Here is a 21,328-nt window from a genome sequence, read left to right on the forward strand (position 1 = left end):
GCGGTTCGGACTTTGCCGAAAAACCAAATTTGACCGAGCTTGCATCAAATTTTGGGCTTGCAAATTCCCGCTCTTCTAACTCAAATTTAGCGAATTTTAAATGCTATAACCCTAAAATGCGGGCAGTAAATCAAAAAAAGGAAAATTATGAAAAGCGTTTATTTTTTGCTTCTTGGCGCGCTCATCGGCACGGAGCTGGCTCTGGGCGCTCTGGTTGCGCCGACGATTTTTTATCCGCAGAGCATACTTGGCGAGGGCGTACTCACGCAGTTTCAAAGCGGCAAACTGATGGCTACGATATTTGTCAAATTTAACTACGCCTTGCTGGCCGTTAGCGTCATAGCCGCGCTTTACGAGCTTGCTTCGTTTAGATCTAGCGTCAAATTCGCCGCTAAATTTAGCATGGGTATGCTTTGCGCGATAAATTTAGCCCTTGCGCTCTCGTTCGTATTTTACTTCACGCCTTTCGTCATGGACGCGCAGACGGCTGGCGAGGCGGCGACGCAGACGGCCGAGTTTAGGCAGATGCACGCGGCTAGCGAGTGGACGATGAAGCTGATGCTGTTTGCGCAGCTAGCTTTGTTTTTTATCAAATTTAAAATTGCCGAAAAATGAGCGCAAAGCCCGACATCCAAATTTTAACCGATTTTCTCTCTGACTACACGGCGGAGATGGTGAGCGCGGGCACCTACACCGCGCGCGTCGAAAAGTGCGTAGACCGCGTGGCTAGGCGCTACGGCTACGACGTTAGCGTGACGATTTTCGTGAAGTATTTTACGATTAGCGTCATGGACTCGGCCGATAACTCCCTGCGCCGAACCTACGTAAAAAAGATCCCGCTGGGGCAGGTGAGCTTTAGCCGCATTTCCGAGCTTTCGTCGCTTAGCTGGCGGATCTTGGATGAAAATTTGAGCCTAGACGAGGCCAAAGAGCAGTTTGAGGGCGTCATGCGAATAGGAGCGAATAAATTTGCAAGCTCGCTTATTTTGATCAGCTTTGCAAATGCGGCTTTTTGCAAGCTTTTTGGCGGCGATATGGGCTCGGTAGCTTGCGTATTTTTCGCGACTCTGGTCGGCTATAGCCTTAGATTTGCGCTTGCTAAAATGGGCGTAAATTTAAAAATCCAGTACGTCCTAGTCTCGTTTGCGGTCTCGTTTATCGCCTATCTTGGCGTATTTTACGGCTTTACGCACACTAGCGACGTGGCGATCGGCTCGTCGATACTATTTTTGATGCCGGGCGTTTTTCTCATAAACTCGGTCTTTGATATCCTAAACGACAACACGCTTGTGGGTATCAGCAGGGCCGTGAGTACGGGCATCCTGATACTTTGCATAGCAGTGGGCGTCTATATCACGCTCTCGCTTAGCAATGCGGAGATTTTACATGTTTGAGCTTTTGACTGCGACTCTTATAGACGGCGCTTTTGCCGCGGTGGCGGGGCTTGGCTTTGCCTACGCTAGCTCTCCGCCAAAAAGAACTCTCGCCTTTTGTGCGCTACTTGCGGCATTTGCGCACGCTAGCCGCTTTTGGATCATGCAGATGGGATTTTTTAACATCAGCGTAGCCACCCTTATCGTCTCTTTTTTAAGCGGGATTTTAGGTATGCTCTTTGCCAAACGGCTTAAGGTGCCGGCCGAAATCATCGCGTTTCCCGCACTTTTGCCGATGGTACCGGGAGTCTATGCGTATAAGGGCATCTTGGCGCTGTTTTCGTTTCTAAACGAGCCTGATATCGCTAAGAAAAATGAATATCTAATCATATTTTTCGATAACGCGATCACGACCACGACTGTCTCGCTAGCGCTTGGCGTGGGCGTTTCTGTGGTGCTTATTTTGTTTTACGATCAGTCGTTGATGATAACCAGAGGCGCCAAGTGCGATCTGGCGACGAGAAAGCCCAGCGAAAAGTAAATTTTGTGCGGCGTCTTTTAAGCGTCTTTAAATAGGCTAGAAAATTTTGCCCTGCGACAGACTATATGTCTAGTCTTGGGAGGAAATTTACTTCTTCTATTTAGCTGCAAGCATAGCGAAGTAGAAAACATTTAAATTCATCGCAAGATACTTCCGCTTATCTTTTTTGCGTTCAAATTTGGATTAAATTTAGCTCTCGAAACGGGAGCTAAATTTGATATCCTTCCTTATCTTTACCCTAAATTTTTTCTCAAATTTACCGATTTATCTTAAAATCTAAATTTAAAAGGATTTAAAAATGATAGAAGGCATAAATTTAAACTCGGCGGGTTATCAGCCGAATTTCGAAACAAAAGCCGACCTGCAAAAAGCTCAAGCAAGCGCCGCTAAAATCGCTCCTTTTGATATGCAAATTTTAAATAAAACGCCTCAAAAAAGCGTGCAAAGCGACGAGGATGCGCGCATAGCGCAAGCGTATATGAATAAAACTACCTACGAGATATTTGCGGCTGAAAATATCAATTTTGATAGGAGCGAAGAGGGCTGGATAACCAAAACCATAGAGAAAATCGACGCGATGCTAGCCCAAAAATACGCGCCCGGACAGATGCATGAGATGATAATGAGAGATGAGCTGGATGCAAAGGAAAAGGTCGTTGATTTTACTCTAGATTCGTATTCGTGGTGGCTAAAAAGCAAATCCATAGACGGTAAACCAACTATCTCGGGTAAAATGCTGGGGCTCGGAACAAAGGAGGAGGAAGAGGAGCTGAGAGCTTTTAAAGACTCTTTGCCTGAAGACGCTGCGATGGGCGACGTCGGAGCTGCTTTGCTGCAAAGAACCGACATCAGTATAGAAGAATTTAAAAAACTCTACGCGGAAGATATCGAGAAAACCACGAAAGCCCACAAAGAAGCCGTAGCAAAAATCAATCAAGAGATGAGAGAATACAACGAAAATTTAGCCAAGCAAAATAGAGAAGCCAAATTTAAACCCATCCAAGCCACGAGCAAAAGCAAAACATACGTAGATAAAGACATCAGACGAGAGTTTTTCGAGAATTTCCTGAAAGCCGAACAGGAAAAGGGGACGGATATAACTGAAATTTTAAATCAACTAGCAAGGCTAGGTAAATTTGACGTAAAGGCATAAAGGATTAATATGATAAGCGGTATAAACGGATTTAACGCAAACGTAAATTATGATTTTAGTAGCGCTCATGAGCGAAATTTAAAAGCACGCGAGGAAAAAGAGGCTATAAATTTAACCTCAAATCAGGCTTCGAATATGGCGGTCGCGCAGCCAAATTCGACAAATCAAGCGAACCCAAAAAATAGCGAAAACGTATCAAGCCTAAAAGGTGCCTACGTAGACTTTAACATCAAAGAGATGGAAGCGGCCATCAGGGAGATAAAAAATCTCCCGCCCGGCGCACCGGCTAATATACGAGGCATATTTTCTCTGAGCGGATATACTCTGGACGAAAAGATAAGCGTATGGGGTAAGATAAGCGGGTTAGACGGCTCTTTTAGTAGGAGCGAAGCGGAAAATCTGAAGAAATTTATAAATAGTAGCGGGGCGTTTGGTTTCGATAAACTTAATCGGGATTTGGCGGGATACGATACGACAAATGTTGATGAATTTGCGAAAAAATACATAAACCACGAATACCCATTTTTGGGCATAGAATATAATGCAGGGAATAGGGGGATGGAAATCCTCGACTCCGATATGAGCGTGGACGAGTTTAAGGATAGGTGGGCTGAATATACCGTGCTGAAGCGTTTGGGCGAGAGCGGCGCGGAAAGAATATCCGTAGATGGTGAAAATATCACGATAGTCATTAATAAAAACAAGGCTCCCGTGGAGTTTAGGGAGCTTGAGAGTATCGAGTATAAGGACAAGCAGAGCAAAAAGGCGTTTATAAAATTCGTTCGAGATGCGATAGAAAAGGGTCTGGATATACAAAACCTGCTTGAGGGCAGGGCTGAATTTAAGGAAAATACAAGCGAGGCGACGGCGTTTAAACCCATCCAAGCCACAAGTAAAAGCAAAACATACGTAGATAAAGACATCAGACGAGAATTCTTTGAAAATTTCCTGAAAGCCGAACGCGAAAAAGGAACAGATATAATGGAGCTTTTAAGAAAACTAGGTAAAATAGAGCTTGATCTAAAAGCCTAAGGAGCAGCCTTGAAAATACGAATCTACTACGAAGATACCGATGCGGGCGGCATAGTCTATCACGCAAACTATATAAAATATTGCGAAAGGGCGCGCAGCCAGATGTTTTTTAACTCGGAGGTTAAGCCTTTTAGCAAGGACGGGCATTTTGTCGTGAGCGAGATTCGAGCGAAATTTAAAAAACCGGCCGTCCTGGGCGATCTGCTCGAGGTAAAAACGAGCGTGGCAAGCCTAAAAAAAGCCTCCGCGCTCATAAATCAAAAAATTTATAAAATCGCAAATTTAAGCGGCGAATGCCAGCCTGAGCTCATCTTTGAAGCGGACGTCGAGGTCGCGTTTGTTAGCAACCTAAGGCCTGCTAAGATGAGCGAGGAGATAGTGGATTTTCTCTCCTCTTATTGCTCGTAAAAGCCGTATTCGCCGGCTTTTAAAACCTTCGTATCATAGATGATTTGCGAGTCCTCGACGCTCTGGCTAAAAAGCCTCTGCGCGCCGCGGTTTAGGTAGGTTGCATAGATGTAGTCGAGCCCGGCGCTAGCGGAGTAGCCCACCCAGTTGAAGTTTAAATTTTGCCCCAAAATTTCGTTATTTGAGTCCAGCGCGCCGTCGGTTTTGGAGATCGAGTTGGCAATGTAGAGCTTTTCTCTATCTTGCGGTTGCGTGAGTTTAAAGATGCTCGGCGCGTAGTTGATCTGGGTACTTAAAAGAGCGTTAAATTTGACGTCGTAAAGGCGCATTTGAGAGCTTACCATCGAGGCTTTTACGAGCGGAACGTTTAGAAAAACTGTCGCGCCGCTTAGCCTTGAGTTGCCGGATAACATCGGCTTTAGATCGGTCGCGCCGCTTGCGATCTCGTTTTCGTAGGCTAGTCCGCCGCTAAACTCGTCAGCGTAGCGATTTAGCGCCGCTCCTAGCGCGCTACCGTCAGAAAATGCCGCGACTTGGCCGTTTGAGAAATTTAGTAGCTTTTCAACTTGCCCTTTGTAGTCTATACCGCCAAATATCAAATTATCCTGAGGAGAATCGACGCTAGAGATGTGCAAAGTCGGCACAAAAGCAGTCATAGATGGATCTAAAACCTCGTTTAGGTATTTTGCGCCTACAGGCGTAAACGGCGCGATGATATAGGCGATATTTTCGCTTTTAGCGCGTGCTAGGGCGCCGTCGATAGCGCTTGGAGCCTCGTTGCCGATGTTGTAAAATTTAACGTCGATGGCAGCGTTTTGCCTGACGACGTAGGCGATAACCGCGTTTGAGACGACGCCGGCGTAGCTTTTTATGCTATCCTGCGGGATGATGACGGCGATCTTAAACTCGGCGTTTGAGCTTGGCGTCAGGCTCTCGGTGCCGGCGTTTACGTATGAGCCGTTTAGCGCGTTAAAAGCTTGTAAAATTTCTTGATTCGAGCTGCCTTCATAGCGAGCTAAAAAACTGTGCAAAAGACCCTCTCTAACGAGTTCTAACAAACATGTATCGTTACATTTTACGGGTTCTAAATTTATATAAATTTCGCTTGCAGGCGGGATATCGGATGGCTTGTCACTCCTGGCAAATAGCGCCGAACAGATCAGTAAAGCGGTTAAAATTTTTCTCATAGGTACTCTTTTATCTTTTTTAGATCGCTGAAAAACAGCTCTTTTTTGCTTGGATTTTTCGCTACGACGGTCGGCGAATAGGTCGCCAGCAGGGCCGAGTGTTTAAATTTCATTATGTTTCCCCTTATGGTTTCAAAGCTTTGCGCGCTTTGTTTTATCATTTTGTAAAAAACCTCTTCACCAAGCGCTACGATGAGCTTTGACGCGACTAGACGAGCTTCCGCGCTAAAATACGGCTCGCAAAGCTCGTAGGCGTTTGTCGGAACTTTGGCTGCGGGCTTGCATTTTAGCAGGCTCGTGACGTAAATTTCGTTTTTCTCAAGACCTGCTATGTCTTTTAAATTTTGCAAAAACTTATCGTCGCCCACCAAAAACTCTCCGCTCGCATCCTCGGCGGTATTTGGCGCATCAAATACGAAAACTACTTTGGCGTTTTTATCCCCAAGTCCCGTTAGCGCGTGGTTTGCGCTATTGCAAAGCTCGCAGAGATTGCACTCTTTGATGCTTGCGTTTAGCTCGGCAAGACTTCTCGGCAAGGCCGCTGTCGAAGGCGAAAAATCGGCAAATTTATATCCGAATGCCCTAAGATAGTAAAGTTCTCTTAAAATTTCGTTTGCGTAACTCATCGCGCGATGATATCCAAAAGGGCGTTAAAAACAGATAAATCAAAGCGCGAGTTTGCTTAAATTTTCACCGTCCAAGCGGTAGTTTCGCCACTGCTCGGACTGGTTTTTTGCGCCCATTTTTTCGTAAAATTTGATGCCCGGCTCGTTCCAGTGCAGGCACGCCCACTCGAGGCGTTGGAGGTTTTCGTCCTTGCAAATTTTGGCTAAACATTTAAAAAACTCTTTTCCTATGCCTTTGTTGCGATACTCTTTTTGGACGTATAGATCCTCTAAGTACATCCCGCCAAGTCCCAAAAAGGTGGAAAAGGTGTAAAAATATATGGCGTAAGCTATGATTTTGCCTTCTGTTTCGCAGACTAAAATCATGGCATAGTTTTTCTCAAAAACAGACTCCGCGAAAATTTCGGGCGTAAATTTTACTTCATCGCTCATTTTTTCGTATTTGGCTAGTTCTTTAACCAGCTCGCAAACGGCTGTAATGTCCGCTCTAACGGCTTTTCTAATAACGTAAGGCAAATTTGCTCCTAAATTTTAATAAGCGATTATATTTTTATTATTTTAAAACGAAGTTTAAAAATTTATTAAAAGGATTTTAAGCGATTTGTTGATAAAATCACCGACTTATATCAAAATCACCATAAGGAAAAATTTATGAAAAGAACATACCAACCTCATAAAACCCCTAGAAAACGCACTCACGGGTTTCGCGTCCGCATGAAAACTAAAAACGGCCGCAAAGTGCTAAACGCAAGACGCGCAAAAGGCAGAGCAAGATTGGCCGTTTAAGCAAATTTAGCTCTATAAGCAGCCAAAAGGAGTTTTCAAGCGTCTACAAAGAGGCCATCAAATGGCACTGCGAGGAGGCAATAGTCTTTTTTAAGCCTTGCAATGAAAACAAACTAGCCGTCGTAGCCAGCAAAAAGGTGGGCAAAGCCGTCGTTCGCAACCGATGTAAAAGGCTTTTGCGAGCGGTCGTCGTCGAGATTTCAAACGAGCTTGCGGACGGCATTTACGTGATAGTCGTTAAAAACGGGCTAGATAAAAGCTCGTTTTTAAAGCTCAAAAAAAATATCTCTTGGGCTATGAAAAAACTCGGATGTATAAAATCAGGCATATGAAAATGATAAAACAAGCTATTTTATTTTTGATAAAAGCGTATCAAGATTATATCTCCAAATTTACTCCGAAGTCTTGCAGATACTATCCCTCGTGCTCTGAATTTGCTGTTTGGCAGTTCAAATTTAACGGCTTTTTCTCAGCGCTCTTCGCGGTTATTTTTAGAATTTTACGCTGTAATCAACTCTTTAAAGGCGGCATCGACTACCCCGTCATCAGTAAAAATTTCAACTCTTTTTTTATATCCAATCAAAATTTAAAATCACATATCGCATTTTGGTTTGTCCCGTATAAAAAAAATAAATTCTACGTTATTAAAAATTTAGACTTTCAAAAGGAAAAATAGTGTTAGACAATATGTCAGTTCAAAAACGCGTGTTATTAGCGACCGTTTTATCTTTTATCTTTTTTATCGCTTACGATTATTTTTTTATTCCTAAAAATTTGCCGTTAGATCAAAACCAAACCGTAGCTGCGCAGCAATCAAGCCAAGCAAATGCCGCTTCGAGTACAAATACCGCATCGGCTACTAGCGCTCCGCAAGCCGTAGCGACGCAAAGCCGCGAGATCGCTGTGATAAAGGGCGAGCACTTTGAGGCGCGCATAGATGAGCTGGGCAGGATTTCGAAATTTTATCTAAACGACGAAAAATATAAAAACGCCGAGGGCGAGCGCATAGAGCTAGCCGGCACGCAGCCGCTGCCGCTTGAGGTACGCTTTAGCGATAAGGCTTTAAACGAGCAAGCATTTAAGGTAGCCTACGCAAGCGACGTTAGCGAAATAAATTTAACTAGTGAGCCAAAAACTATAGTTTTAACGCAAAATTTAGAGGGCTCTAGCGTAACCAAAAAGATCACGTTTTATCCAAACGGAAGCTACGATCTAGACCTTAGCGTGAGCGCGGGCGAATACTACGTGACTCCGGGCTTTCGTCCAAGCGTCGCGATCGACAGCTACACCGTGCATGGCGCACTTCTTAAGCATAACGACGGTAAACTAACCATCATCGAGGACGGCGACGTAGACGCGACCGAGAGCTTTAATAACGTAAATATAGCCGCAGCAAGCGACAGATACTACACGGCTTTATTTTTTAAATTTGACGGACTCTTAAATCCCGTCGTTTCAAAAGACGGCGCGGGCAATGCCGTAATATTCGTAAAAGGCGAGCAAAATTTTAAAGCCAAAGGCTACATCGGCGCCAAAGACCACGCTACTCTAAGTCAGATCAACGAGGAGCTCGTAGACGTCATCGAGTACGGCTGGTTTACCTTTATCGCAAAGCCGATGTTTGCATTCTTAAATTTACTTTACGGCTATATCGGTAACTGGGGCTGGGCGATCGTCGTTCTGACGCTGGTTATCAGGATCGTGCTTTTCCCGCTAACCTACAAAGGCATGCTATCGATGAACAAGCTAAAAGATCTAGCGCCGAAGGTAAAAGAGCTACAAGCCAAATACAAAGGCGATCCGCAAAAGCTAAATATGCACATGATGGAGCTATATAAGAAAAACGGTGCAAATCCGATGGGCGGCTGCTTGCCGATACTTATGCAGATTCCGATTTTCTTTGCGATTTACCGCGTACTACTAAACGCGATCGAGCTAAAAGCAGCGCCGTGGATACTCTGGATACACGACCTTTCGGTGATGGATCCGTATTTTGTGCTGCCTATTTTGATGGGTGCGACGATGTTCCTTCAGCAAAAGCTCACGCCGACGACCTTTAGCGATCCGATGCAAGAAAAGATAATGAAATTTTTACCGCTTATCTTTACGTTTTTCTTTGTGACTTTCCCTGCGGGACTTACGCTTTACTGGTTCGTAAACAACGTCTGCTCGGTCATCCAGCAAGTTTTCGTAAACAAGCTCTTTGAAAAGCACAAGAAAGCCGAGGTAAAGGCCTAATGCGAATCGAAGCTGAAAATCTACAAGAGGCTTTTCAAAAGGCCGCGCAGGAGCTAAACTGCTCCGTCACGGAGCTTGATATCAAAATTTTACAAAACCCGAGCCCCGGTTTTTTGGGATTTTTCAAAAAAACGGCGATCATCGAAGCGGTAAAAGAGAGCGTGCATAAAGAAGCAAAAAAAGCCCCTCAAGCCGCTCGCGAAAACGGTCATAAAGAAAACGGCGGCGAAAAAAAGAAAGAATTTAAGAAAAAAGAGAACTCCGGCGAAGAGCAAAATCACCGAAACGAAAAGAAAAAAAATCATAAAAATCGCCACGATCATCATAAAAATCATGCGGCGAAGCAAAGCGAAACTGGCGCGGTAAACGAGTCTAAAGTCGAAGAATCGCAACCGCAAAAAGAACCTCAAGCAAAAGAAAAAGAGTTGCATAAAAAAGAACAACCCAAAAAAGAGAGCGGCAAAAGCATCCTTGATCACTCGATCATCGATACCTTTAATAAAAACGACTTTTACGAAGGCGAGGAAAAAGCGGGAAGCGGCGAAAATTTAGGCTCGCAAGCTTCCGGCGGCGAGGCAAATTTGACGCAAGCCGCGCCAAATTTAGCTAAAAAAGAAAAACAAGACTCTCGCGCCGACCGCGGATTGGCTCAAAAACAAAAAGAGCAAAAACCAAAAGCCGACATCGATAAAGTACTTCCCGAGATAAAGCAGGGCGTAGAAAAGCTCTTTGGCGGAAATTTCTTTACGATAGATAAGATAGACGTGCGCAAATTTGACGACGAGACCGTAATAATCGAGCTTGACGGCGAGGATGCGGCGCTACTCATCGGCAAAGAGGGCTACCGATACAAGGCGATCTCATATCTGCTCTATAACTGGATCAGCTCGAAATACGGCCTTGCCGTGCGTCTTGAGATCGCGCAATTTTTGCAAAATCAAGAAGCCGCGATCGATCAGTATCTAAAGGGAATAATCGAGCGCGTGGAGGAAACGGGCAAGGCTAAAACCAAGTCTTTAGATGGCGTTTTGGTTAAGATCGCTCTTGAAAAACTGCGCGAAAAATTCCCCGACAAATACGTAAGCGTAAAGTCAAATAGCGACGGGCAGTTCGTAGTCGTGAACGACTTTATCAAAAAATGAACGAGACCATAGCCGCCGTCGCCACCGCGCATGGCGTAGGCTCGATCTCCATCATCAGGCTAAGCGGCGCAGATGCCCTTGGTCTGGCTCTAAAACTCACCAAAATCACCTCTCTTACCCCGCGTTACGCTACTCTAACTAAAATTTACGCCGAAGGCGAGCTCATCGACGAAGCCTTGCTTATTTATTTTAAAGCTCCGCACAGCTTCACGGGCGAGGACGTGGTGGAGTTTCAGCTCCACGGCGGGCTAGTGGTGGCAAATTTGATCCTGGGCGAGCTTATAAAAAACGGCGCCAGACTCGCCCGCGCAGGAGAGTTTAGCAAGCGAGCGCTCATAAACGGCAAGATGGATTTTAGCAAGATCGAAGCGATAAACTCGCTCATAAACGCAAAAAGCGAGGATAGCGTCAAAATCATTGCCCGCACGATGAGAGGCGATCTAGCTAAATTTGCAAATGAAATCCGCTCCGAGCTCGTAAAAACTCTGGCATTTGTGGAGACTAGCATCGACTATGCCGACGATGATCTGCCTGCCGATCTGCTAGAAAGTATCAGCCAAATGCTAAAACAAAACAGCGCTAAACTAGATAAAATCGTCGCCATAAGCCAGAGCAGAAAAGGGTTGCTCGAGGGCTTTAAAATCGCGATAGTAGGCAAGCCAAACGTCGGCAAAAGCTCGATTTTAAACTCGCTTTTATCCTACGAGCGCGCGATCATCAGCGACGAGGCCGGCACGACTAGGGACAGCATCGAGGAAGCCCTAAAAATCGGCACTCATCTAGTGCGTATCATCGATACGGCAGGCATCCGCAAAAACGCGGGTAAAATCGAGCAAATCGGCATTTCGTATTCTCTGCGAGCTATCGAGGAGGCCGACGTCATCTTGGCTGTCTTTGATGCGTCGCAGGAGGCGGACGAGCAGGATAACGAGATCCTGGAGCTTTTAAAAAACTCACAAAAAAAGATTTTTTACGTTCTAAATAAATGCGACCTCGGCGTTAAATTTACAAGTCCCGAAAATCCGATAAAAATTTGCGCAAAGCAAGGAACTGACGAGATAATAAGCAATCTAAAAACCTATCTCGACGCTCAGGAGACGAGCGAGATACTACTAAACTCCACTCGTCAAATTTTAAGCTGCGAAGCGGCGAGCGAGGCTTTAAAAAGAGCGTTAAATTTGCTTGTCGAGTCTGAGCTTGAGCTTTTTGCTTATGAGCTAAATGCGGCGATAGAGCAAATCTCGTCGATCACAAAGCCGTTTGAGAGAAGCGAAATTTTAGACGAAATGTTTAGCAACTTTTGCCTCGGCAAATAACGAAATTTACTCTATAAAAAAGGAAAAAATAGTGAAAAAAATCTTATCTATAGCCGCTATAGCTGCGTTGCTGGGCGGTTGCATGCCTTCACAGGATCATATAGCGGCTAACGTAGTATCGCCTGCGCCGGACTGGATCAAATATCTAGAAAATGATGGCAGCGTCGGCAATATAGCATTTTTCTCGGAAAATTTGAGCGCAACTTATGCGCAAAAAAACGGCGATATCATCGGTATGGCGCTCATAAAAAAAGACGGTCAAAACCTGAAGCTTGGCGATATGTACGCGCAAAACGGTATTTCATTTATAGTTTTGGAGCTTAACGATAAAGAGAAATTTGGTTATCAGTACATAAATATGCGCGATAAAAACGAGCTTGCGACTCTAAGAGGGGCTAAAAAGGTCAAATTTTATCAGTTTGGCGGCGGCATATTAGAGAGCGTAGTTTTTAGCGCGGACTCGGGCGCGGTGTGCGAGAGTTTTGCGGCGGGTAAGGCGGTAAAGGCTCATGCCGTGACTAATTATTACGATAAAGAAAGCGCCAATAATAGCGAATTTTTCGCGACCCTGATGGATATCGGAGTGAAAAAGGGCAAAAGCGCCGAGATCAAAAATCTAGACTTTAAATTTTTCGTTAGCGACAGCAAGCTAGCTAGCACGCAGACGCGGGCTCGATCTGCGGAATTTAGGAACAAAGTCATAGACGCCGACGCTAAAAAACAGGAGCAAATCCTATCAAATATCGTTTGCGCCGCGCCTAAAAACTGATCGCTTTTATCAAATTTAAACGCGAACGCGAGATGAAAAACTTATTTCTAGCGGCTGTTGCGGCGTTGGCGTTTTGCGGTTGTGCGGGTGTCGCTAGCAGCGCAAACAAAGCAGAGCGCGACATCTCAAATATCGACGTTCCCGAGGATAACTGGACGAGATATCTGGATACTGACGGCGCCGTTAGAGAGGTTGCCTTTTTGACGGCGTTTTTCTCGCGTGATTTTCGCACTCAGCCTGAGGACGGCGAGGCTACCGGCTTTGCGCTCACTAAAAAAGACGGCTCCAGGCTGCCTTTTAGGCTCGGAGCCGTCTACAAAAGCGGCGATAGAGCGTTTATGCTAAAAGATGCCGATACCGAGGCGGAGTTTGATCTAAAAGATGAAGCAAGCGTAACCGAGCTTCGGGGCGCTCGGCGGATCAAATTTTACGAATTTAGCTCAAATTTGACGATGGTAGCGGTTTTTGAGGCGCCGATTTCAGTTTGCGAGGCATTTCAAAAAGGCGGCAGCGTGAGCGTGAAATCCGTATCTAGCCACTACGACGCGCAAAATTTAGAAAAACGGTATTTTACGGCCGTTATAACGCAGGCAAAAATTTCATCCAAAAGCGGCGCGCTACTTTTAAAATCTCAGATAAAAAATTTTACAAATTCCGACGGCTTGCGAGAAGTCGCCGAAAAAACGCCTAAATTTGAGGAAAAAATCCAAAACGAGTTGCGCAGGTATGAGCCGAGGCTTAGTCAAATTTGCTCTTTGAGCGAGAAGTAAAGAGAATAAAATGAAAAATACGATGATTTTTAAGACGGTAGCGGCGGCTGTTGCGGCATTAGCGTTTAGCGGTTGTGCGGGTATTACCGGCGATATGGGCGGCGAGAGAGCGTGGCGTACGTATATGGAAAACGACGCCAGCATACAAGAGATCGGATTTATAACCGAAACCACGGTCTATGAGACTAGCGGCGGCAAAACCGTGGAAAAATTCGGCGATTACATGGGTAGGGCCGAGGTAAAGGCGCCGGGCGAGAGCGACTCGGCGAGTAGGCAGCTAGGTGCGGTTTATGCGAGCGGGGACGGCGTAAAAACCCTGATAGTGATTGATCTGGATAGCGGTAAAAATGTAGATTTGAGCGATAAAGACGAGATAAAAAAGCTACAAAACTCAAAGAAATTTAAGTTTTACGAATTTGGCGGCGGGATCCTTGAGAGCGTGATTTATAGCGCGCAAAAATCTCCCGTTTGCAAGGCGTTTTTTAGCGGCGAACCTATAAGCGCTAGAAGCGTGACTAACTACTACGTGGGCGCGTCTGACGAGTTTTTCGCTACCGTGATCGACGCGAAGATAGTCGGAAACAAGGGCTTTGAGATAAAAAATCTGGACTTTAAATTTAACCTGTCAGGTAGCAAACTAGCCGAAGCTAAAGAGCAGGCGACCTCTGCGAAATTTAAACAAGACGTCATCGATCAAGACCTCAAAAAGCAAGGACGTATCCTGCTAAACATACTTTGCTACTATAGCATGCCGAACAAGTAGTCGTTTGCGGCGGGCAATCGCCCGCCGAATTTGACGCAGAACCCGGCTTACTTACGTCAAATTTAGGGTACTAATATGCTTAAATTTTTAATTTTCCACAGTTGCTTCAAATTTGGCATTTGTCTAAAATTTGAGCCGCTCGCCAAGACCCGCACCGCAAAAATGCCAATTTTTCGGTTAAATTTAGAGCCGAATCAATAACTACAAATATAACATTTTAGCTTGCTATATGAAGTTTAGACTCTTATTTTATTCGTCAAATTTGTTCTGTTTTCGCTCCTTTGGTTTATCATCTTTTTATGCAAATTTAAGTAAAATCAACCAAAATTTTTTAAAGGCTAAAAATGGATAAAGCTACCGTAAAAGCGCACAAAATCAGCGACCAAGAGTACGAAGAGATCCTAAAGATCCTAGGCAGAGAGCCCAATTTGCTCGAGCTTGGGATATTTTCTGCGATGTGGAGCGAGCACTGCAGCTACAAGTCGAGCAAAAAGTACCTAAACGGCTTCCCGACTAAAGCTCCGTGGGTGATCCAGGGTCCGGGCGAGAACGCGGGCGTCATCGACGTCGGAGGCGGCATCGCAGCGGTGTTTAAGATGGAGAGCCACAACCACCCGAGTTTCATCGAGCCTTTTCAGGGCGCGGCGACGGGCGTGGGCGGGATACTGCGCGACGTATTTACGATGGGCGCGAGAGTCGTTGCGAATATGAACTCGCTGCGATTCGGCGAAGTGCGCGGCGAGAGCGAAAACGCGAAAAAACAGCGCTACCTGCTAAAAGGCGCGGTCGCGGGCATCGCTCACTACGGCAACTGCATGGGCATACCTACTATCGGCGGCGAGACGACGTTTGATCCTAGCTTTAACGGCAACATCCTAGTAAACGCATTTGCGCTCGGGCTTTGTAAGAGCGACGAGATATTTTACGGAAGGGCCGAAGGTATCGGCAATCCCGTGATCTACGTCGGCTCAAAGACCGGCCGCGACGGGCTTGGAGGCGCGGTGATGGCCAGCGATAGCTTTAACGACGCGAACAAATCTCTGCGCCCGACCGTGCAGGTGGGCGATCCGTTTGCCGAAAAGCTGCTGATGGAGGCGTGCTTGGAGCTCTTTAAAACCGACTACGTCGTAGGCATCCAGGATATGGGCGCGGCGGGGCTTACTTCGAGCAGCTTTGAGATGGCCGGACGCAGCGGCAGCGGCATGAAGATGTATCTAGACCGCGTGCCTATGCGCGAGACGGGCATGACGCCTTATGAGCTAATGCTAAGCGAGTCTCAGGAGCGTATGCTCATCTGTGCCAAAAAAGGCTGCGAGCAAAATATACTCGAGATATTTAAAAAATGGGATCTCGACGCCGAGATCATCGGCGAGGTGACAGATAGCGGCGTGATGGAGCTTTATTGGCACGGCGAGCTAGCGGGCGAGATACCAATAGCGCCGCTGAGCGAGGCCTCTCCGGTGCTTGACCGACCGGCTGCGCGCCCAAAATACCTAGACGAAATCAAAAATTTACAAATCCCTGAAAACGTCGATAATAAAACCGCGTTTTGGAAGCTACTTAGCGAGCCAGAGGTGCTAAACAAGTCGCTAATCTACGATCAATACGACGCAAACATCCAAACAAACACCATCAAGCAGCCGGGGCTTCTGGGAGCCGCGGTTATCCGCGTAAAAGAAACGGGCAGGGCGATCGCGATGGCGGCACAGTGCGACCCGAGGGCGAATTTCGTTGACCCCAAAAACGGCGCGGCTAGAGCGGTCGCGGCGGCTGGACGAAAGGTCGCGATGAGCGGAGCGACGCCTCTAGCCATCACCGACTGCCTAAACTACGGCAACCCGCAAAATCCCGAGGTTATGTGGCAGTTCGCGCAGGGCTGCGAGGGTATCAAAGAGGCTTGCCGCGAGCTAAATACGCCAGTTGTGAGCGGCAACGTGAGCCTATATAACGACACTGAGGGCGTGAGCGTCTATCCGACGCCCGCGATCGTGACGGTGGGCGTAAACGAGGACGCAAACGCGAGCCTTCCGGGCGTCTTTACGCGCGCCGGTACGGCGATATACGTGCTTGGCGAGACGAAGGGCGAATTTGCTGCGTCGCTTTACGCTAAGGCGCTATTTGACGCGGTGGGCGGCGAGCTAGCTGCGGTAGACTACAAAAAAGAGCGCGCGCTGTGGAACCTAGTCATCGAGGCAAATAAATCGGGCGTGCTAGAGTTTGCAAACAGCGTAGGCGTGGGCGGCGTAGCCATAACGCTAGCAAAAATGGCATGCCTAAGCGGGCTTGGCGCGGAGTGCAAATTTGACGTTAAAAAGCCAAATTTCATCTTTGATGAGAGCTTTTCGCGTGCGATCGTCGGCGTAAGAGACGAGGCTAAATTTGAATCCCTAGCCGCTAAACACGGCGTCAAATTTGAAAAAATCGGTAGCGTGGGTGGAGATAAATTTAAACTAAACGATATCGAGGAAAAGCTAAGCGACGTGAGCGAGGTCTATTTTAATAAATTTGCCGCAATCATCCGCCAAGAGGACTAAAATTTGACGCCGCTGGGCAGGTTAAATTTGTGCGGCGCAAATTTGACGCGCTTACTAAATTTGACTCGTCTAGGCAGCGTTTGCTCAAGCATTTTAGTGCCAAATTTTACAAGCGATATTAAAAAACCGTGAAAATTTAACCAAAATTTGAAAGGAAAGTAGATGTCTTGGAAAGACTTTTTAAACAACAAAGAAGAAGAACAGCCGCAAAAGGAGGGCAGGGGAATGGATCAAAAAAGCGTAGCTAAGCCGCCGGTGCTATTTAGCGAGACTCAGCAGGTACTAAAGGCGGTCGAGGCCAAACTGGGCGGCACGCTCATCACCTATTACAACTCGAACGCGGGCAGCGTCTGCGGCAACGACGCGAGCGCGATGTATGAAATTTTAAAGGGCAAAAAGATAGAAAATGCGTTTTTGTTTATCAAAAGCGACGGCGGCAGCGGTATCGCAGCGCTTCGTATCATCAGTACCCTGCGAAACTACTGCAAAAACATCACCGCTCTCATTCCGGCTAACTGCGCGTCGGCCGCGACGATGATGGCGCTTGGCGCAAACGAGATCGTGATGGGTCCGCTAGCGTATCTAACAGCCGTCGATACCTCGCTAAAGCACGCGATGAGCCCGATAGACAACGGCAACGAGCGCGTTAGCGTGTCGATGGACGAGCTAAACCGCGTGATAAAGCTGTGGAAAATGCACGAAAAGGACAACGACGAAAACCCGTATAAATCGCTATACAACTACATCCATCCGCTGGTTTTTGGCGCCGTAGACCGCGCCAGCTCGCTCTCGCTAAAGATTTGCTGCGAGCTTTTGCGCTACCATATGAACGACGAATCAAAGATCCAAAACATCTCCGAGCGCCTAAACAGCGACTATCCGGCGCATGATTATCCTATACTTTTCCGCGAGGCCGAGGAGATCGGACTGCACGTGCAAAAGATGGACAACGAGCTAAACGAGATGCTCCAAGAGCTAACGCTTCTTTACTCCGAGATGGGGCAGCGCGCCTTTACCGACTACGACGAGAACAGCTACCACGACAACAACATCGCAAACATCATCGAGGCAAACGGCAAGCAGATTTATTATCAGATCGACAAAGACTGGTTTTATCGCCCCGATGAGCGCCGCTGGAACGTGATGAACGACGAGAGCTCGTGGCGCAAGAACGAGCTAGTGGGCGGCAAACTCAAAAATACGATTTATCATTTATGGTGATATTTTGAGTTTCATTTTTTGGTTTTTGATATTTTACGGGATTTATTATCTGGTTTCAAATTTTAGTCAAAATCCCGTAAATTTAGGCGGCTCGCAAAAAAAGGCGATGTTTGAAGAGGCTAAATTTCTAGTTAGCCTGCTTGCTAAAGTCGCTAAAAGCGACGGCAGGGTAAACGAGCTAGAGGCTCGCCTCATCAGCGAGACGCTAGATGATATCACGCTAAGGCTCGGTAACGACGCAGCGATGAGAGCGGAGCTAAAGCAGATCTATAACCGCGAAAAAGAGACGGTGCATAATGCCTATTTTATCGCGCGGAAGTACAGAGATCGCTTCCGTCTTAGCCAAGATGCCGCAGCTGCGAAGATATCGTTTTTGTTAAATTTAGCCTATATAGACGGCGAATTTAGCAAAAGCGAACGCAATATCATCGAGCAGATCGCCTCAGGATTTGGGCTTGACGAGGGCATTTTTGAAGCGATACTGGCGAGGTTTGAGGCATTTTACGATCAAAGGCAGACGCGGCGTAATCCTTACGAAATGCGCACGAAAAGCCCATATGCAGTGCTTGGGCTAAAAGAGGGCGCGCCGTTTGACGAAGTAAAAAAGCGCTACCGCGAACTGGTGAAAAAATATCATCCCGATATCCTTATGGGGCGCGGCGAGAGCGAGGAGATGATAGAAAAGAGTACCAGAAAACTGCAAGAGATAAATGAGGCGTATGAAACCATAAAACAAAAAAGCTAGCCTTTTGAGTGTCTTTAAATGAGTTTGAAAATTTGGGACTGCGCCAGACTATCTGTCTAGCCTTGCCCAAATTTTCTGCACAACATTTAAATCCATCTCAAAATTCTACGCTTTTGGGTTCTTAAAATTTAATCAAATTTCGGCGCGGTATTTTGAGATGATTTTTCGAGTTTTGAAGCAAAATTGAGCGTGCGCTAGGCATATAGCCTGCGGAGCGAAAATTTTGCAAGATCTCGAAAAAGCACTCAAAGGACAAACCGATAAAGAAAGGAATATAAATGAGAGCATTAATCAGCGTCAGCGACAAAGAAGGCATCGTAGAGTTTGCAAAAGGACTCGAGCGACTCGGTTTTGAGATACTAAGTACGGGCGGTACGCACAAACTGCTAAAAGAGCATGGCGTAAAAGCGGTCGAAGTGAGCGAATACACGGGCTCGCCCGAGATGTTTGAGGGGCGCGTGAAAACCCTGCACCCAAAAATCCACGGCGGGATATTGCACAAGCGAAACGACGCAAACCACGTAAGCCAAGCCGCGCAATACGGCATCGGCGGCATCGATCTGGTCTGCGTAAATTTATACCCGTTTAAACAAACCACCATCCGCACCGATGATTTTGACGAGATCATCGAAAACATCGACATCGGCGGCCCTGCGATGGTGCGATCGGCGGCTAAAAATTTCGCTAGCGTTTATATCGTCACGAGTCCGCTTGATTATGACGAGATCTTACGAGTCATAGGGGGTGCGGACGAGAGCGAAAAGGCCGCTTTTAGGCGAAATCTGATGATAAAAGCCTACGAACACACCGCGGCCTACGACTCGATGATCGCAAACTATATGAACGAGCGCTTTAACGAGGGCTTTGGCGAGATGAAATTTATCGCTGGCAGCAAGGTTTTTGACGCGCGCTACGGCGAAAACCCGCACCAAAAGGGCGCGCTATACGAGTTTGATTATTTTTTCAGCAACAACTTCACCGCGCTAAAAGGCGAAGCTAGCTTTAACAACATTACCGACATCAATGCCGCTTTGGCGCTTGCAAGCAGCTTTGATACCGCGCCTGCGGTCGCCATCGTCAAGCACGCTAACGCCTGCGGCTTTGCCGTAAAATCAAATCTGCTAGAAAGCTACGTAGAAGCGCTAAAATGCGATCCCGTCAGTGCATACGGCGGCGTCGTAGCGATAAACGGCACGCTAGACCGCGCCTTGGCAGAGAAAATCAACGAAATCTACGTCGAGGTCATCATCGCCGCAAATGTGGACGAGGACGCGCTTGCGGTATTTGAAGCCAAAAAACGCATCAAAATTTTCACCCAGGGCAATAAATTTTTACAGCGCGCAAACGACAAATACGACTTTAAGCACGTTGACGGCGGCTTTGTCTATCAGCAAAGCGACGAGGTGAAAGCTAGCGAGCTAGAAAATATGAAACTACAAACCGCGCGTGCAGCCAGCGAGTCTGAGCTAAAAGACCTTGAGATCGCGTGGAAGGTTGCGGCACTCACGAAAAGCAACTGCGTCGTCTACGTGAAAAACAGCGCCGTAGTCGCCATCGGTATGGGTATGACTAGCCGCGTGGACGCCGCGCGTGCGGCCGTGGCGAAGGCGCGCGATATGGGGCTTGATTTACGCGGTTGCGCGCTTGCTAGCGAGGCATTTTTCCCGTTCCGCGACAGCATAGATATCGCAAGCGAGGCTGGCGTAAAGGCCGTGATACAGCCGGGCGGTAGCATCCGCGACGACGAGGTCGTGCAGGCGGCAAACGAGCACGGCATGGCGATGTATTTTACGGGTGTGCGCCACTTTTTACACTAAAATTTGATCGTTTTTGCGGCGAGGCGGCGTAAATTTGACTGCGCCGTTTTGCCGCTTTAAGCTTATTGATTAGCGGCCCTCTTGCTCCGCTTTTCTCAAATTTTACTTGCTCGCTTTTAAATTTGGACTGCGATTTGCTTGCGCTTTGGAGATTAAATTTAATTGAAAGCGATTTATGAAGCAAATTTTGATTTTCTTGGTATTTTTGGCTGGGTTATATGCGGCTAATATCTACGTAAACGGCGAAAAGGTCGGCGGCAGCGACCAAAACTCGACCTATAACGGCGAGAGCAAAAACGAAATCCTAAAACAAGAGGGCAAAAAACAGCTCTGTAAAAAAGGCTACAAGCAGTACTGCTAGGCGGTGCTTTGTCTTTTAATCGGCGGTCAAATTTGCGCCGCCAAATTTTATCTCATCTCAAATTTCACACATCAACGCTCGGGTTTTGCCGCTCAAATTTGACTCCGCGGCCGTCAAATTTAAAATTTAATCCCTTAAGCAAAGTCAAGACGCTCGCATGCAAAATAAGAGTATAATTATCCAAATTTAAAATAAGGATAAAAAAATGAGCGATTTTTTCAAAGACGCCGAGCAGTTTAACGCCGAGGGCGCAACGGTGCCGTTTTATAAATATAGCGAAGGCGGAGTGGATTTCGTCGGCTTTGACAGCCGTCCGTGCGTACCGCCCGAGCCTATGGTAAACGCGCTGGTGGCGATCAAATTTGCAAACCAAAACACCAAAATCGTGATGGTAAATCATAAATTTCCAGCCGGACTGATCCCTAAAATACAGGAGCAGTTTGACATCGAGCGCGAGGATCTGGAGGGCGGGGCGGTCAAGATGACCTTTAGCCTAAAGCAGGGCGCGGACGTCAAGAACGTAGACACAAGCCTTTGCCACTGAGA

General features: G+C 46.8%; 24 protein-coding genes. 21 read left to right on the forward strand and 3 right to left on the reverse strand.

The window, feature by feature from the left end; all coding sequences use genetic code 11:
* Positions 1–147 precede the first annotated feature (147 nt).
* The 6 genes from EE116_RS06430 to EE116_RS06455 all read left to right on the forward strand — a co-directional run bounded on the left by EE116_RS06430 (position 148) and on the right by EE116_RS06455 (position 4,507).
* Positions 148–615, forward strand: coding sequence for a DUF4149 domain-containing protein (locus EE116_RS06430; RefSeq protein WP_122873731.1), 468 nt, complete (start codon positions 148–150; stop codon positions 613–615).
* The gene (locus EE116_RS06435; protein WP_122873732.1) at positions 612–1,394 is read left to right on the forward strand and encodes a threonine/serine exporter family protein; all 783 of its coding nucleotides are present in this window, start codon (positions 612–614) and stop codon (positions 1,392–1,394) included. Before EE116_RS06430 ends, EE116_RS06435 begins: the two co-directional genes overlap by 4 nt.
* Positions 1,387–1,914 (forward strand): threonine/serine exporter family protein, encoded by a 528-nt coding sequence (locus EE116_RS06440; RefSeq protein ID WP_122873733.1) that lies wholly within the window; start codon positions 1,387–1,389, stop codon positions 1,912–1,914. The genes EE116_RS06435 and EE116_RS06440 overlap by 8 nt, the downstream gene beginning before the upstream one ends.
* Before the next feature lie 298 nt (positions 1,915–2,212).
* Positions 2,213–3,067 carry a cell surface protein gene (locus EE116_RS06445; protein WP_122873734.1) on the forward strand — a complete coding sequence of 285 codons (855 nt, stop codon included), beginning with the start codon at positions 2,213–2,215 and terminating at the stop codon, positions 3,065–3,067.
* A gap of 9 nt (positions 3,068–3,076) precedes the next feature.
* Positions 3,077–4,099, forward strand: coding sequence for a hypothetical protein (locus EE116_RS06450; protein WP_122873735.1), 1,023 nt, complete (start codon positions 3,077–3,079; stop codon positions 4,097–4,099).
* 9 nt (positions 4,100–4,108) lie between these two features.
* Positions 4,109–4,507 (forward strand): YbgC/FadM family acyl-CoA thioesterase, encoded by a 399-nt coding sequence (locus EE116_RS06455; RefSeq protein ID WP_122873736.1) that lies wholly within the window; start codon positions 4,109–4,111, stop codon positions 4,505–4,507.
* Here the strand turns inward: EE116_RS06455 and EE116_RS06460 are convergent.
* The 3 genes from EE116_RS06460 to EE116_RS06470 are packed head-to-tail and all read right to left on the reverse strand — an operon-like array spanning position 4,495 to position 6,836.
* Entirely contained in the window at positions 4,495–5,694 is a 1,200-nt protein-coding gene (locus tag EE116_RS06460) for a hypothetical protein (RefSeq protein ID WP_122873737.1), read from the reverse strand. The genes EE116_RS06455 and EE116_RS06460 overlap by 13 nt on opposite strands.
* A complete protein-coding gene (locus EE116_RS06465; protein ID WP_122873738.1) occupies positions 5,691–6,320 on the reverse strand; it encodes a uracil-DNA glycosylase in 630 nt (209 codons plus the stop codon). The genes EE116_RS06460 and EE116_RS06465 overlap by 4 nt, the downstream gene beginning before the upstream one ends.
* A 39-nt stretch (positions 6,321–6,359) precedes the next feature.
* On the reverse strand, positions 6,360–6,836 hold the full coding sequence (locus EE116_RS06470) for a GNAT family N-acetyltransferase (RefSeq protein WP_122873739.1): 477 nt from the start codon (positions 6,834–6,836) through the stop codon (positions 6,360–6,362).
* Positions 6,837–6,971: 135 nt separating this feature from the next.
* On the opposite strand from EE116_RS06470, the gene rpmH reads away from it, so the two are divergent.
* The 15 genes from rpmH (at position 6,972) to EE116_RS06555 (ending at position 21,326) form a co-directional block, all read left to right on the forward strand.
* Positions 6,972–7,106, forward strand: a complete 135-nt coding sequence (gene rpmH, locus EE116_RS06475) for a 50S ribosomal protein L34 (RefSeq protein WP_002946826.1) — start codon at positions 6,972–6,974, stop codon at positions 7,104–7,106.
* Complete coding sequence (gene rnpA, locus EE116_RS06480) at positions 7,094–7,438, forward strand: ribonuclease P protein component (RefSeq protein WP_298789827.1); 345 nt, start codon at positions 7,094–7,096, stop codon at positions 7,436–7,438. Before rpmH ends, rnpA begins: the two co-directional genes overlap by 13 nt.
* A gap of 2 nt (positions 7,439–7,440) precedes the next feature.
* Positions 7,441–7,782: a membrane protein insertion efficiency factor YidD gene (gene yidD, locus EE116_RS06485; RefSeq protein WP_002946838.1), complete on the forward strand. Its 342-nt coding sequence runs from the start codon at positions 7,441–7,443 to the stop codon at positions 7,780–7,782.
* An 11-nt stretch (positions 7,783–7,793) separates the two neighbouring features.
* Positions 7,794–9,344: a membrane protein insertase YidC gene (gene yidC, locus EE116_RS06490; protein ID WP_241091693.1), complete on the forward strand. Its 1,551-nt coding sequence runs from the start codon at positions 7,794–7,796 to the stop codon at positions 9,342–9,344.
* Positions 9,344–10,486 (forward strand): Jag N-terminal domain-containing protein, encoded by a 1,143-nt coding sequence (locus tag EE116_RS06495; protein WP_122873741.1) that lies wholly within the window; start codon positions 9,344–9,346, stop codon positions 10,484–10,486. Before yidC ends, EE116_RS06495 begins: the two co-directional genes overlap by 1 nt.
* Entirely contained in the window at positions 10,483–11,802 is a 1,320-nt protein-coding gene (gene mnmE, locus EE116_RS06500) for a tRNA uridine-5-carboxymethylaminomethyl(34) synthesis GTPase MnmE (protein WP_122873742.1), read from the forward strand. Before EE116_RS06495 ends, mnmE begins: the two co-directional genes overlap by 4 nt.
* 31 nt (positions 11,803–11,833) lie before the next feature.
* Positions 11,834–12,571 (forward strand): DUF8095 domain-containing protein, encoded by a 738-nt coding sequence (locus EE116_RS06505; protein ID WP_241091651.1) that lies wholly within the window; start codon positions 11,834–11,836, stop codon positions 12,569–12,571.
* Between the two features lie 32 nt (positions 12,572–12,603).
* Entirely contained in the window at positions 12,604–13,341 is a 738-nt protein-coding gene (locus EE116_RS06510; protein WP_122873743.1) for a DUF8095 domain-containing protein, read from the forward strand.
* Positions 13,342–13,351: 10 nt separating this feature from the next.
* The gene (locus EE116_RS06515; RefSeq protein WP_122873744.1) at positions 13,352–14,104 is read left to right on the forward strand and encodes a DUF8095 domain-containing protein; all 753 of its coding nucleotides are present in this window, start codon (positions 13,352–13,354) and stop codon (positions 14,102–14,104) included.
* A 344-nt stretch (positions 14,105–14,448) separates the two neighbouring features.
* Positions 14,449–16,638, forward strand: coding sequence for a phosphoribosylformylglycinamidine synthase subunit PurL (gene purL / locus EE116_RS06520; protein ID WP_122873745.1), 2,190 nt, complete (start codon positions 14,449–14,451; stop codon positions 16,636–16,638).
* Positions 16,639–16,800: 162 nt separating this feature from the next.
* Entirely contained in the window at positions 16,801–17,859 is a 1,059-nt protein-coding gene (locus tag EE116_RS06530) for an SDH family Clp fold serine proteinase (RefSeq protein ID WP_122873747.1), read from the forward strand.
* A 4-nt stretch (positions 17,860–17,863) separates the two neighbouring features.
* On the forward strand, positions 17,864–18,604 hold the full coding sequence (locus EE116_RS06535; protein ID WP_122873748.1) for a TerB family tellurite resistance protein: 741 nt from the start codon (positions 17,864–17,866) through the stop codon (positions 18,602–18,604).
* A 278-nt stretch (positions 18,605–18,882) separates the two neighbouring features.
* A complete protein-coding gene (purH, locus tag EE116_RS06540) occupies positions 18,883–20,421 on the forward strand; it encodes a bifunctional phosphoribosylaminoimidazolecarboxamide formyltransferase/IMP cyclohydrolase (RefSeq protein WP_122873749.1) in 1,539 nt (512 codons plus the stop codon).
* A 175-nt stretch (positions 20,422–20,596) separates the two neighbouring features.
* Positions 20,597–20,782: a peptide ABC transporter ATP-binding protein gene (locus EE116_RS06550; RefSeq protein WP_122873751.1), complete on the forward strand. Its 186-nt coding sequence runs from the start codon at positions 20,597–20,599 to the stop codon at positions 20,780–20,782.
* A 205-nt stretch (positions 20,783–20,987) separates the two neighbouring features.
* Positions 20,988–21,326, forward strand: a complete 339-nt coding sequence (locus EE116_RS06555; RefSeq protein WP_122873752.1) for a hypothetical protein — start codon at positions 20,988–20,990, stop codon at positions 21,324–21,326.
* The last annotated feature ends 2 nt before the right edge of the window (positions 21,327–21,328 follow it).

Origin of the sequence: Campylobacter showae, assembly GCF_900573985.1 — a bacterium.
GTDB classification, from domain to species: domain Bacteria; phylum Campylobacterota; class Campylobacteria; order Campylobacterales; family Campylobacteraceae; genus Campylobacter_A; species Campylobacter_A showae_E.